Raw genomic sequence first — 14,903 nt, forward strand, 5'->3', positions numbered from 1 at the left:
CAAAAAAATAACCCCTTTACAAGGGGTTATGCCATTTTTTCTCCTGATTCTTCTTTAAAAAAGCTTTTCATCGCATGGAATACATCTGCTTTTTGCTTTAAAATATAATATCTGAAATTCTCGTCTTTAATATTTTTATATGCTGACATAAGCGTACTGTGGCGGTTGTACTGATTCACTTCCCCATACCCAAACATATTACACTTCTTCATCAACTCTTCCACAAGCTTTACGCATCTAGCATTATCCGAAGTTAAATTATCACCGTCTGAAAAATGGAATGGATAAATATTATAACGGTCTGGTGAATATTTATTATCGATTAACTCAAGTGCTTTTTTGTATACAGAAGAACAGATCGTTCCGCCACTTTCCCCTTTTGAGAAAAACTCTTCTTCTGTGACGACCTTTGCTTCCGTATGGTGAGCAATAAACTCAATGTCTACGGTTTCATACTTTGTGCGTAAAAATCTTGTCATCCAGAAAAAGAAGCTACGTGCCATATACTTCTCCCATATCCCCATCGATCCACTCGTATCCATCATCGCTAATACAACGGCTTTTGAATCTGGCTTTAACACTTCATTCCAAGTACGGAACTTTAAATCTTCTTGGTGAATTGGATGGAAAGATGCTTTACCACGCATTGCATTTCGTTTATATGCAGATATCATCGTCCGTTTCTTATCAATATTTCCCCATAATCCTGTTTTTCTAATATCATTAAATTCAATATGTTCAATCCGGTTTTCATCCATTTCTTTTCTCTTTAAATTAGGCAGCTCTAACTCTTTGAAAAACGCTTGCTCCAATTCTAAAATTGAGACTTCTGCTTCATAATAATCTTCTCCAGCTGCATCTCCTGCCCCTTGCCCTTTTCCTGGTCCCTTCTGCTTTTGACCACCGGATCCATCTCTTGCAACAACATCACCAACTTTGCTGTCACCGTTTCCTTGCCCAACGTGTTTGTTTTTATCATAATTGTATCTAATCTTATATTCATCTAAAGAACGAATCGGTATTTTCACAACATCCTTTCCATTAGACATAACTATACTTTCTTCTGTTACAAGGTCTGGTAAATTATTTTTGATTGCCTCCTGCACTTTTTCTTGATGGCGTTGTTGGTCGTCATATCCTTTGCGATGGAGGGACCAGTTTTCCTGTGAAATCGTATAATTTGGTTGGTTTTCTTCGCCCATTCCTTTCCCTCCTTACTGTAATTGTCTTCCTCTATGAACAGCAATCTATAAATTTTGTTCTGTAATATGCCAAGCTAGAATATTTGAAAGGTAACTGTCCATCGAAAATCATCCCATAAACATATATAGCGTTTTTCATACAATACTCCGAGCATCCTAAACAAAATTTTGCCACTCACATACTAGGAAGAAATATTCAGCCGTTGATAAGAAAGAAACACAATGCATTGTTGCACACATTTTCACTTTGCAACATATTGTATTGTGTTGGCTTTTTTCGTATGAATGGTTGGTTACTCTATCATATGCATATTGTAAAAATAATTGACAATAAATTCATGAAATTGCATCTTAATTTATTATATTCGGACAAGGTATGACACTTTTTACAAGTATCAATAGATAACAAAACGCCGTCCCAAGAACAAGAGACAGCGTTTTGTTATCAAACTATCGATTTAACAAACTACCTACATATCGTAACAATTCATTCGCAGATGAAGAATTATATCCATGCTCATCAATTAAGCGTGCAACAACATCATTAATTTTCTTAAGCTGATTTTCATCTGGCGTTTTCGTTGATGTTGTAATTTTCACTATATCTTTTAAATCAGCAAATAGTTTTTTCTGAATCGCTTCACGAAGACGTTCATGTGAATTATAATCAAAGCGCTTTCCTTTACGGGCATAAGCAGAAATTCGAATTAAAATTTCTTCACGGAATGCTTTCTTAGCATTTTCTGAAATTCCAATTTGCTCTTCAATCGAACGCATAAGTTTTTCATCTGGGCTCATTTCTTCACCTGTTAAAGGATCACGTAATTTTGATTTATTGCAGTACGCTTCGACGTTATCTAAGTAATTATCCATAAGTGTCTTAGCTGATTCTTCGTATGAATAAACAAACGCTTTTTGTACTTCTTTCTTAGCAATTTCATCGTATTCTTTTCTCGCTAATGAGATGAAATTCATATAGCGCTCTCGATCTTCATTACTAATTGACGGATGCTGATCCAACCCGTCTTTTAGCGATCTAAGTACATCTAGTGCATTAATAGATGGTACCTCTTTTCGAATAATTGTAGAAGAAATTCGGTTAATGACATAACGAGGATCAATCCCCTTCATACCTTCATCTTGATATTCGCGTTGCAATTCTTCTACATCAATCGCATTATATCCTTCTACCGTTTCTCCATCATATAAACGCATCTTTTTAATTGAATCAATATCCGGACGCTTCGGATCTTTTAAACGAGTTAAAATAGTGAACATTGCCGCAACGCGAAGTGTATGCGGTGCAATATGAACATTAGACACATCACTTTCACGAATCATTTTTTCATAAATATGTTCTTCTTCACTAACCCGTAAATTATATGGAACCGGCATTACAATAATTCGTGAATGCAATGCTTCATTTTTCTTATTTGCTATGAAGGAACGATACTCCGTTTCATTTGTATGCGCTACAATTAATTCATCTGCTGAAATAAGCGCAAATCTTCCTGCTTTAAAATTCCCTTCTTGTGTAAGCGATAGTAAATGCCATAAAAATTTCTCATCACATTTTAACATCTCTTGGAATTCCATCATGCCGCGGTTCGCCTTATTTAATTCTCCATCAAATCGATATGCACGAGGATCTGATTCCGAACCGTATTCTGCAATTGTAGAAAAGTCTAGACTACCTGTTAAATCGGCAATATCTTGTGATTTTGGATCAGAAGGACTAAATGTACCAATTCCTGTACGGCGATCTTCAGAGAAGAAAATACGCTCTACAACTACATCCTCAATTCTTGATCCATATTCTTGCTCTAAACGCATAACATTTAATGGTGATAAATTCCCTTCAATCCTTACTCCATATTCATCAAAGAAATCATTCCGTAAATGCTGTGGAATTAAATGAAGTGGATCTTCATGCATTGGGCATCCTTTTATTGCAAAAATCGCTCCACGATCTGTTCGTGAATATGTTTCTAATCCTCGTTTCAACATCGTAACTAATGTTGATTTCCCCCCACTAACAGGCCCCATTAATAACAAAATACGTTTCCTAACATCTAATCGTTTTGCAGATGGATGAAAATATTCTTCCACAAGGCGTTCTAAAGCATCCTCTAATCCAAATAGCTGATTACTAAAGAAGTTATATTTTCTTCTACCATCAACTTCTTCAATTCCAGCATCTTTTATCATATTGTAAATGCGAGAGTGTGCTGTTTGAGCCACCCATGGTCTTTCTTTCACAAGCTCCAAATACTCCGCAAACGTACCTTCCCATTGTAAACGTTCTTCTGCTTCCCGATATTGTTCAATTTTCTTTAAAATATCCATTATAGCTCCTCCCCCATCTCCTTGTTCAATCGGATTATTATAAAAGGTATGCTAGGATGTCCTTAAACATTCTTTAAATCAAAACGAAATATATAATAGCGCTATAAAATTCTCTCCAAAATTCAAAGAAAATTCTGTATAATAAAGGTATTAAAGTTTTCACGCTGCTATTCATTGTAAATAAATTCTTTTCTTCTAGGAACCTTACATACATTTCGATTCACAAATAGGATTCGTAAACCGAAAAAGTAAGGAGGAAATTAGTATGAAGTTATTATTAATTTTAGGTGTATCGCTCACATTTCTTACAGCTATTTTTACATCTGGTTATAACGATAAACCAGGTACACAAAAAAAGTGATGTGCTTTTCAGCACATCACTTTTTTTCTTGTTTTTTATACACTATTTAAAATAAATATTTTCCACATCGTATATCGATAAAGGGCGATTATAAAAATAACCTTGCGCTATTTTTACATTTTTCCCCTTTAAAAACTGTATTTGTTCCGCCTTTTCTACTCCTTCTGCAATTACATTTAACCCTAGAGTATGTGCTAAATTAATAATTGCAGCCGTAATATTCGTATCTCTTTCATCTATATATATACCTTCCATAAAAGAACGATCAATTTTTAACGTATCAATCGGATATGTTTTTAAATAACTTAAAGATGAATATCCCGTTCCAAAGTCATCTAAATGAATCTTTAAATTTTGTTCCTTTAACTGCAATAACACTCTTTTTGATACATCTTTATGTATAAGAGCCCCTTCTGTAACTTCTATTGCTAATAAATGAGGGGGAACGTTGTACTTATTTAAAGCACGTGTAATCATCTCTATTAATGTAATAGAGCGAAAATGTTTAGCTGAAATATTAACTGCGATTGGTACAACCACATATCCTTTATTTAACCATTCACGTATCTGTTCACAAACTTGATGTACTACCCATTCATCAAGTTTAATAATAAACCCTGTTCTTTCAGCAAGTGGGATAAATTGATTGGGCGAGACAAAACCTAGCTCCTTATTCTCCCACCTTATTAAGGCTTCCATACTGGCTATCTTTCCCGTTTCAATATTAATTTGAGGTTGATAATAGAGGGAAAATTCATTTTTCTCTATAGCACGATGTAACTGATTTTCTATTATAAACCTTTGTTCACGTTCACAATCTAATCCACTACAATAAAAATGATAATACCCTTTTCCTTTTTCCTTTGCTTTTTCCAAAGCTGCGTCGACTCTTTGGAAAAGCATTTTTTCATCCATTCCATCTTCTGGGGCCATTACAATCCCAATTGATGCACTCAAATAAACATCCTCTTCTTCTATTACAAAATGCCCACTAATTTTTTTTAATATTGTTTGTGCAACTTCCTCTACGTATTCTCTCGTTATATTTTCTATTAACATAACAAATTGATCATCATGTTCTCTAAATAAATGCATATCTTCTATTTTTAGGTCTCGTAAGCATTCAGCAACTTTTTTTAAGACTTGATCCCCTTCTTTATGACCAAATGTATCATTAATAAGGTGAAATTCATCCAAATCTATAAAAACCAATGCGAATTCTTTATTCTCAGCTAAAAATTCATTTAGCTTATTTGTACATGATATTCTATTCATTAACCCCGTTAACTGATCAAAGTAAGCCAAATATTCTGTTTTCATCTCATTTAATACTTGCCTCGTAACATCCCTCGTAACAATGTACACCCCGACGATTTCACTATTCACAATAATGGGGATTGTCCTCACGGAAATATAAAGTTCATATCCTTCTTTATGAATATATTTCTTTGCAACAATTTGTTTTGCTCTTCCCTGTAAAGCATTTTTAAATATAATTTGAAAAGTTTTTTCATATTCTTTATTTATAAACTGAAAAATAAATTGGTCCTTTAACTCTTCATATCGATACCCAAAAATTTCATAAGTCGCTGGATTTGCATATGTAATTCTTCCCATAGAGTCTACAGATATAATGGAATCATTATTATATTCTAGTAATGACTTAAATAACATTTGTTTTTCTTCTATTTCCACTTTTTTCTTAACCTGTGCTGTAATATCTCTAGTAATACAAATAATAAACTGACATGTTCCATTTACATCGCATACTGGATTAAGTGAAGATTCATAATGTATATCACCAGTTGGCAAACTAATTACATCACAAAATGTAATTGCTCTCGCTTCTCTCATTACTTTTGCATATTGTCCTTGCAATAACCTTGCCGTATCTTCTGGTAATACTTCTGCAAAAGTTTTCCCATAACATTCTTTCCCTAGCCTGGCGTGATTCATTCCTATTTTATTCACATAAATATATTTAAAAGTTTCATCATCAATAACTTTCACAATAAACACTAAATCTTGAATAGCATGTAACAATCCCTGTCTTACTAAATCCATATCTATCATACTTAAAAAGGTATTTTGATTATTATATTGTTCCTTCATATTTATCTCAACCCGTCTTATCTATTTTTATTCATATATCTCATTCTATATGAATATGTACCTTTTTTAAAATGTATGATTACATATTTTTTTAAAAAATAAAAAAGCCGCCAAATGGCGACTTTTAATAAACGATTTCTAAATCTAATCCTGGATAATTTTGTTGACGGAACGCTTCATAAATTAAAATTGCTGCTGTATTAGATAAATTTAATGAACGTACTTTATCCGTCATTGGAATACGTAAACAATGATCGAAGTTTTCTTCAATTACATTAGCTGGTAATCCATTTGTTTCTCTTCCAAATACGAAATAGTAATCCTTCTCACGTTTGCTATAATCAAATGCTGTATGAGCTTTCTCGCCATACTTTGTTAAATAAAAGAATTCACCATCTTTATTTTTCTCATAAAATTCTTCGATTGAATCATAATACGTAACTTTTACGTGCTGCCAATAATCTAATCCTGCACGCTTTAACATTTTGTCATCCGTTGAAAATCCAAGCGGTCTAATCAAATGCAATTCTGTTCCAGTTGCTGCACAAGTACGTGCAATATTTCCTGTATTTGCTGGAATTTCTGGTTGATATAAAACAACATGTACTCCCACGCGATATTCACCTCTATTTTTTATCTACTACGTATTATACCACTTGAACGAAAAATCTCTACCCATTAATAATATGAAAGAATTTATATTTCATTTGTGGTGTATATTTACTAGAATCTTCATAGTTCCAATAACGCCTGCGGCTATTCGCTGAATGTGCATTTACAAGCGGCATACCATCTGCGTCTTTTGCTACTACAATTGTCGTATGATTCCACCTACCATCATCCTCAAAATCATACGCAATTACATCGCCAAGAATAAGGTCTTCTGGCCTTTCTACTGCTTCTGCTCGAAGCCCTGTTGTAGCACCTGACAAATACCAATAAAAAGAGTGTGCTACAGCCCAGCTCCAACTCCACTGGTTTCCCCTTTGCCACCACCCTTTACGAATGTTAGGATGTCCATTCATTGGTACTTCTCCAGTGTGCAGACATTGTGAAATGAAATTTGTACAATTATCCGGAAAATTACGGTATGCAGAATTACGATCATCCCACCAACGCTCTGCATATTTCACTGCCTCTAAACGATTATATTGATATGAACCGTATTTTTCTTTCGTGACTTCCCGTTCTAACGTTTCACCTATTCCTATTTCTTCTGACACTTCAAGAGCATAATCATCTATTATACAACTATTTTTTAAATAAACTCGTCGTTTTAATTGTTCCTCTTCGATATAAAATAATTCTTTATGCTTAATTAAATATTTCAAGTGTATTTGATAATCAATTTCTTGATGCTCATTACTATTTAATTGTCTAATGAAAGAAATATCTGCAGTTGCTTTCACTATATGTGCACTACGCTTTTGAAACAATTTTTTCTTTCTCTGTACCATTTGTAACAAATCTACTGCAATACCATCTACATCTGTTCGTTTCTCTGTTATATATGCTAAAAACTGTTGCACTTGCTTTTCAATATTCGCTTTTACAACCATTTCGTCTCCCTCCCATATTACAATATGAAAAAGGGAGATATTATCTACTCTTTTTTCTGTGCTAACAATTCAAGTCCACGATTCATTTCATGAAGAACCTCTTCATCTTTCTCACGTTCCATCGCTTTTTCAATCGCTTCTCCTACTCCATCTCCACCAATTTTCCCAAGTGCCCATGCTGCTGTTCCTCGAAGTACTGGTCTTGGATCATCTTTCATAACACTGATTAAATCAGGAATTGCTGCTGTTTCTTTAAAATGTGCAAGTGCTAAAATAGCATTTCGTTGCAATGGTTTTTTACCTCTCCATGAACCAGACATAATTCCATACTTCTCTTTAAAATCACGATTACTAATTGTTAAAAGTGGTGTTAATAACGGTTTAACTAACTCAGGGTCAGGCTCCATTTCAGGATGGTTATGAAAATCCATTCCTTTATTTTTCGGACAAACAGTCTGACACGTATCACATCCATATATACGGTTTCCTATTTTATCGCGATATTCTTCAGGCAGAAACCCTTTTGTCTGTGTTAAAAATGCAATACATTTCTTCGAGTCCAACTGCCCCCCTTGTACTAAAGCACCTGTAGGACAAATATCAATACATTTCGTACAACTTCCACATTGATCTTCTATTGGCCGATCAGGAGGGAATGGAACATTCGTAATCATTTCTCCTAAGTATACATACGAACCAAATTCCGGCGTAATAATAGCGCAGTTCTTACCACTCCATCCAATACCGGCACGCTCTGAAACAGCTCGATCACTTAGCTCCCCTGTATCAACCATTGATTTCACTTCTATATCCGGCAGCTTTTCGATTAAATACGCCTCTAATTTTTGCAAACGATCTCGTAGAACAAGGTGATAATCTTGGCCCCAAGAAGCACGGCAAAAAATCCCACGTCGTTCCCCTCGTTTACTTAATGGTGCATTTTTTAATTTTGAAGGGTATGCTAAAGCAATCGCAATAATTGATTTCGCACCAGGTAACAATAGCTGTGGATTCGTTCTCTTCTCTATATCAGGCTCTTCGAATCCAGACTGATAATTCAATTGTTGTTGCTGGATTAGACGCTGCTTTAATTCCTCAAATGGTGAAGCACTGGCAAAACCTATTTTATCTATACCAATCGTTTTACTATACGCAATTACATCTTGCTTTAATTGTTCAAAGTCCATTTTCAATCGCCTCCACCGATGAATTCATCCCTTATGTAACGACTATATTGGTTATCAATTCACTTTTGGAATAATATTCTTCACTTCTATTTTCGCATACAATTATGATTTTCAAACATTAAAAAACGCAATGCTTCGTTTATCTTAGAAACGAAACACTGCGTTGATCACAATTTATTAGAAAAACATTAAATAAAATTTGGAGCGGGTGAAGAGAATCGAACTCTCGACCAGAGCTTGGAAGGCTCTTGTTTTACCACTAAACTACACCCGCAAATATGAAAAAAATATAAGATATTGAAATAACTTATGTAAAGTAGTATAGCATGTAAAAAAAATCGAAGCAAGAAATTTATCGAAAAAAGTCGAAAAAGTGATGAGATATCTCATCACTTTTTCAATTCTTTATCAATCGCCTTCTTCATACTATCGAAATCAGGGTTTGCAAGATTCCCATTTATATATACTGAAGGAGCACCTTGAACTTTTAATTTTTGAGCACGATCTGAATCTTTACGTACTTTGTCTTTCATTTCTTTACTGTGTAAATCTTTTTTAAACTGTTCTACATTAATTTTCGGAAGCTTTTCTTTCACAATATTAAGAAGTAATTCTTCTGTAATCCATTCTTCCGTATCTTTCTTTTGATTTTGATAAATCTCATCATAGAAAATCCAGAATGAATCTTGATCTTGTTTATAAATTGCTTCACCGGCAGCTGCACCTAAATCAGAGTCTTTTCCGATAAACGGGAAGTTAATAAAATATAACTGCACTTTACCTTTATCAATATACTCTTCTTTTAATCGTGGTAATACTGTTACATCCCAAGTACGACAAGCTGGACATTTAAAGTCTCCAAATTCAACTACCTTAACTGGAGCATCATCTTTCCCTAAAGATTGTTGCGTAGAATAAGCAAACATCTCATTCCCTTTATCTTTCTTGTCATTTATGATGCTATACACAATCGTCCCGATTACAATCAATACTGCGATAGAAAAAACTATACCAAGAGCCATGAGTTTGTTTGATGATTTCATATACATTCCTCTTTAATTTCATATTCTGTATACATCATTGTACACAATACACATAATATCAATACTTACATAGGTCACGCAATGAACACGCTCACATAAATTACAAAAATACAACGTTTGTGACAATATTGTGTCGCCTTTTGTCACAAATTATTAAAAAAGAAGCTCCTATGTAGGAACTTCTTTTAACTTACTGCTTTTTCACGGGCATTTTTTAACATGGATTGCTCTGTTTTTATATCATGGCGAATTACTAATTTCTCACTAACTGCTTGCACATATTCATCATGATTTATATACCCTTCTTTCTCCATTAGCCTTAAAACTACATTCCGTCTCTCAACTGCTTTATCATAATTTTGTGCAGGTGAGTAATAAGCCGGTGCTTTTACTATAGCAGCCATCATTGCACTTTCAGCCAGTGTTAATTGATCCACCTTTTTACCGAAGTAAAGGTTTGCTGCTTTTTCAATCCCCCATGCGCCTTCTCCGTAGTAAATATTACTTACATACAATTTTAATATCTCATCCTTTGTGAATGTACGTTCAATCTTTTTCGTATAAAAAATTTCTTTCCACTTACGGGAAAATGTACGTTCATTAGATAAGAAAGCATTTTTAGATAACTGCTGTGTAATCGTGCTTCCTCCTTGCACAACACCACCAGCTTTTATATTTTCAATAGACGCCCTGATAATCGCTATATAGTCTAAACCGTTATGATGATAAAACCTTTTATCTTCCGTCGCAATAAATGCGTTTGTTAATGATTCTGGCACCTCTAACTTAGCGGGTACATGTAATTTACTAATATCACTTCGCTCAATCATTACATTTCCAGCGAATAATAATGCAAAACTTAACAATAATAATAATATAATGGCTTTATAAAGAAATTTAGTTAATGGATTTAATGCAACTTTTTGATTATAATTCACTCTAGATAATACTCGTTCTTTCATCTCGAACACCTCTTTTCCACACAGCATATAACTCTTAATTTAAGAATACCTTGTTATAAAAGAATATCCCATCGATTTCTCTTACACCTACCTTACAACATTGTAAGGTGTAAAAATGTATTGTATCACAGTCCCTTTTTATCTACTATTCATATGAAATATTGAATATACATTTATTTATCACACTATTCATAGGAAGTAGGACTCTCCTTAATTTCACTTTATTCTTTTATTATATCAGTTTATACATTTATGCTTTTAAACATCTAGCAATCTAATTATATACGATATATCACCATTATACAGAACGAACGTTCTATAAATCAATACTAGCTTTCGGATTATCTCGCTATTTGTGTGCCGTAAGAATTCTCCCTCAAAACTTGGCTAAAACTAGGAAATTAGGTGGTAGTCCTGCTTCCTCCACCAATTATTAGCCTACACTTTATTATTGTGACCTTTTTCTGAAACAGTATACATAAAGAAAAGGTTAGCAATTTGAGCTGTCCTCAAATAACTAACCTTTTCTTTACAACCTTCCTATAAGATTATATGGCTGAACTTCCCATGTTTCGTATGGAATAAAATGCATTGCTTTCATCGCATCAAGTGTCCTTGATTTCATATGAGGACGCGTTATATACTCATCAATGTTCTCTTCGTTTAAAGCAACAAATTTAGCCTCTTGTATTTCTTCAGATTGAATTTTTATTTCACCACTAACATATGCTACTTTAAAAACAACAGCTACAATATGCATAGAAGCATTATAATAAATCCCTGTAACTCCGATAGGCTTCACAGTTAATCCTGTTTCCTCCATTATTTCTCTGCAAACAGCTTGATCGAGCGCTTCCCCTTCTTCTACCTGTCCTCCAGGCATTTCCCACGTATCTGCTCGCCAGTGCACTTTCGTTAAAAGCACCTCATTCTTTTCATTTGTTAAATAACCTGCTACGGCAACAATATGTTTTGGTGTTTTATGCTCCACAGAAATACCTCCTAGAAATCCAGTTATTTCATGTACAATCTATAACCATATTCCCTACCTACAACAAAACACCTTTAATAATTCATCATCTTAATTAACTTCACAAAAAAAGACCTATTCGTTAAACGAAAGGATCTTCTGTCTTATTATTCTCCTAAGTCTACGTTGTGGTAAACTTGTTGTACATCTTCTAAATCTATAGATGAATAATTAATATATCAACGTTATTTAATTTTCCATCCCATATTTATACAAAGGGATATTACTTAATTGAGGTATATCATTTTTATCCATTCAAGCTACATATTAATAAATCTAAATATTAATTTGCGCTATGCTGAAACATTTTTTGCGGGTAATTCATTTTCTCTTCCTTTATTATATCTAGTTATTAGAAATCCTTGTATAGGTTTCTCAACACCAAAAGTAATAACTGTTGCTAAAGCTATTGATATTAATATTGGAACAAGGATAAATATCTCATTTATTAAGCCAAATTGTTCTATAAAATCAATAATGATATATCCAATACTTTGATGTATCAAATATAGACTGTAAGATATTGTTCCTAAGAATGTAAATATTCTAGTACCTAAGAAGCTCAATTTATTATTAATTAGTAAATAAAAGACTCCAACGAAACAACAGATTATTAAACCTGACAATACACCATGAAAGCAAAATTGAAACACTAATGCAAAAACAATAATCAAATGGTTGACTATCAATTTACTTTGTTTCAATTGATAAAACATGATACCAACAATGAATAAATTCGAATAATTTATTATACCTAAATCACCAATAATAGGAGTTATAAGGCTATTTACATAAAGTATTTTAATTGTAAATAGCCCCAGCAACCATAAACTTGTAATTAATACAGGTCGTTTAGCTAGTCCCATTGATAACAAGATTACACAAAAGATATAAAAAGTTACTTCTATACCTAAACTCCAATATGAACCATCCACCAAATCAATTCCTGTGCCTGGAATAACCCCTTGAAACATGGTTAAGTTAAACAAATAATCCCTTAAACTAACCCCCATCCCCTCTAAACCCATTAAAACTATAGTCATGAAAGTTAATGTTACTGCTACCAAATAAGCAGGATAAAGTCTAACCGCCCTCTTAAAGATGAAATCTTTTGTATTATTAGTTTTTAAAAGTGTCATGTATATAACAAAACCACTAATCATAAAAAATAAGTGTACCCCATAACTACCGTACTTAAAATTTAATAAATACTCTTCTTTTACGTGACCATAGGATTGATTATAAAAATAAGTGTAATGAAATAGTAGTACAGACAGTGCTGCTAAACCACGTAAAGCATCTAGTTCAGTTAACCTTTTCTCCTTCAAAAAGAACGCCTCCAAACAAATTGCGCTTTATTAAGAACATAAAATATATCATTCCCCATAAATTATTTAACTTCTACCCTTTCATTTCGTGGCTAACTAAAGCTAATCCTTTTTGTTATTATATTTACCTTATTTAATTAACTAACCAATTGTATTACTTTATAGTAGTTATAGGTTTTAATTGTTCGGTTGGAGTAGTTCTTAATTTGCAAATCAAAAAGAAATCCCTTATAAATATATTCCAACAACGAAAAAACTCACCTCTTATATGAATGGTTTTCATACAAAAAGTGAGTTTTTATGTGTTTTGTTTCCCAAAATGAAAATGGTAAATTTATCACAGTATTTTTAAGAAATCTTCAAAATGGATATCGTAACCCTAAAAAATACTGTTTATATTTTACGGCTCTTTACCACTTTAAAATACTTACACTTTGATTATATACGTTGATTTAATAAGACTGGCAGACCTTTCCTACAAACAAAGGATCTTCTGTCTTATTATTCCCCTAAGTCTACGTTGTGGTAAACTTGCTGTACATCTTCTAAATCTTCTAATGCATCAACCATTTTTTCAAATTGTACTTGAGCATCTTCAGGAAGTTCTACATCACTTTGTGCAAGCATTGTTAATTCTGCAACTGTAAATTCTTCAACACCAGCACCTTTAAGTGCAGATTGTACTGAATGGAACTGATCAGGTTCAGCATAAACGATAACAGAATCTTCTTCTTCTAGAATGTCACGTGCATCTACATCTGCTTCCATTAAGATTTCAAGAACTTCATCTAATGTTTTACCTTCAAGACCGATAACAGCTGTCGCATCAAACATGTAAGCGACAGAACCGTTTACACCCATGTTACCACTGTTTTTGCTAAATGCAGCTCGTACATCTGCTGCAGTACGGTTTACGTTATTTGTCAGTGTATCTACAATTACCATAGATCCGTTTGGTCCAAAGCCTTCATAACGAAGCTCGTCATAGTTTTCTTCTGAACCGCCTTTTGCCTTTTCAATCGCACGGTCAATAATTGTTCTTGGCACGTTGTATGTTTTCGCACGTTCTAATACAACTCTTAACGTTTGGTTTGATTCTGGATCTGGCTCGCCTTGTTTTGCTGCCACATAAATTTCACGTCCAAATTTCGCGTATATACGGCTTGTATTTGCATCTTTTGATGCTTTTTTTTCTTTAATATTGTTCCATTTACGGCCCATACTTTCCACTCTCTTTCCCATTTTAAATCTACATAAAAATATTAATATGAAATATAATGTGTATTCAACACATTTTTAAAAGAAATATAAAAAGTTCATTTTTGATTCATATTACAGACATAATATAAATCATTATCATTTTGTTCTTTCAACAAGTTATATTATACATGAATTCCTAAGTTTATTACGAATTTTAGAATCACATAGCATAATTTAACAAAAAAGACCCTAACATTTCTGTTAGGGTCTTTTTAGGTGACATTTATATAGAGTGCTACCCTTAAAATCCTTTATTTTAAAGCATTTTAAAAATTTTGAGCTTCTTTAAACATGATAAATTAAAATGAAACGGAGCCAAAATGGAATCATATTAAATAACTGACACCTTTTACTTTCATTTCTCTCCCTTGATTAAATTTATCATATTTCATTTATTACTGTGATGATTTATTTTATTATTTCTCGCTAAACAATAAGAAACAGGGCAAAGCTGCCATGTCCTTTTAAAGATTTGTTATGTAGTATGTTATGAACTATTCATTATTAAACTAA

At 33.2% G+C, this 14,903-nt stretch carries 11 protein-coding genes and 1 tRNA gene; all 12 read right to left on the reverse strand.

Going from position 1 to position 14,903, the window contains the following annotated elements:
• Positions 1-26: 26 nt before the first annotated feature.
• A complete protein-coding gene (gene yhbH, locus I6L50_RS02015) occupies positions 27-1,202 on the reverse strand; it encodes a sporulation protein YhbH (protein WP_016089393.1) in 1,176 nt (391 codons plus the stop codon).
• Between the two features lie 450 nt (positions 1,203-1,652).
• Positions 1,653-3,548: a PrkA family serine protein kinase gene (locus tag I6L50_RS02020; RefSeq protein ID WP_113937853.1), complete on the reverse strand. Its 1,896-nt coding sequence runs from the start codon at positions 3,546-3,548 to the stop codon at positions 1,653-1,655.
• A 403-nt stretch (positions 3,549-3,951) separates the two neighbouring features.
• Positions 3,952-6,021: a sensor domain-containing protein gene (locus I6L50_RS02025; RefSeq protein ID WP_219300307.1), complete on the reverse strand. Its 2,070-nt coding sequence runs from the start codon at positions 6,019-6,021 to the stop codon at positions 3,952-3,954.
• A 124-nt stretch (positions 6,022-6,145) separates the two neighbouring features.
• Positions 6,146-6,634, reverse strand: coding sequence for a tRNA (uridine(34)/cytosine(34)/5-carboxymethylaminomethyluridine(34)-2'-O)-methyltransferase TrmL (gene trmL, locus I6L50_RS02030; protein ID WP_000538149.1), 489 nt, complete (start codon positions 6,632-6,634; stop codon positions 6,146-6,148).
• 58 nt (positions 6,635-6,692) lie between these two features.
• On the reverse strand, positions 6,693-7,580 hold the full coding sequence (locus I6L50_RS02035) for an amidase domain-containing protein (protein WP_219300309.1): 888 nt from the start codon (positions 7,578-7,580) through the stop codon (positions 6,693-6,695).
• A gap of 44 nt (positions 7,581-7,624) precedes the next feature.
• Entirely contained in the window at positions 7,625-8,767 is a 1,143-nt protein-coding gene (gene queG, locus I6L50_RS02040) for a tRNA epoxyqueuosine(34) reductase QueG (RefSeq protein ID WP_219300311.1), read from the reverse strand.
• Between the two features lie 200 nt (positions 8,768-8,967).
• A tRNA-Gly gene (locus I6L50_RS02045) sits at positions 8,968-9,041 on the reverse strand.
• A gap of 115 nt (positions 9,042-9,156) precedes the next feature.
• Positions 9,157-9,810 carry a DsbA family protein gene (locus I6L50_RS02050; protein ID WP_002091101.1) on the reverse strand — a complete coding sequence of 218 codons (654 nt, stop codon included), beginning with the start codon at positions 9,808-9,810 and terminating at the stop codon, positions 9,157-9,159.
• 185 nt (positions 9,811-9,995) lie between these two features.
• The gene (locus I6L50_RS02055; protein ID WP_219300313.1) at positions 9,996-10,772 is read right to left on the reverse strand and encodes a transglycosylase domain-containing protein; all 777 of its coding nucleotides are present in this window, start codon (positions 10,770-10,772) and stop codon (positions 9,996-9,998) included.
• A 529-nt stretch (positions 10,773-11,301) separates the two neighbouring features.
• Complete coding sequence (locus I6L50_RS02060; protein WP_002010362.1) at positions 11,302-11,763, reverse strand: NUDIX hydrolase; 462 nt, start codon at positions 11,761-11,763, stop codon at positions 11,302-11,304.
• Between the two features lie 332 nt (positions 11,764-12,095).
• The gene (locus I6L50_RS02065; RefSeq protein ID WP_219300315.1) at positions 12,096-13,130 is read right to left on the reverse strand and encodes an acyltransferase family protein; all 1,035 of its coding nucleotides are present in this window, start codon (positions 13,128-13,130) and stop codon (positions 12,096-12,098) included.
• A 501-nt stretch (positions 13,131-13,631) separates the two neighbouring features.
• Positions 13,632-14,351, reverse strand: a complete 720-nt coding sequence (locus I6L50_RS02070; RefSeq protein WP_002091105.1) for a YebC/PmpR family DNA-binding transcriptional regulator — start codon at positions 14,349-14,351, stop codon at positions 13,632-13,634.
• Positions 14,352-14,903 lie beyond the last annotated feature (552 nt).

This window comes from Bacillus sp. FDAARGOS_1420 (assembly GCF_019344915.1).
Taxonomy (GTDB): Bacteria; Bacillota; Bacilli; order Bacillales; family Bacillaceae_G; genus Bacillus_A; species Bacillus_A mycoides.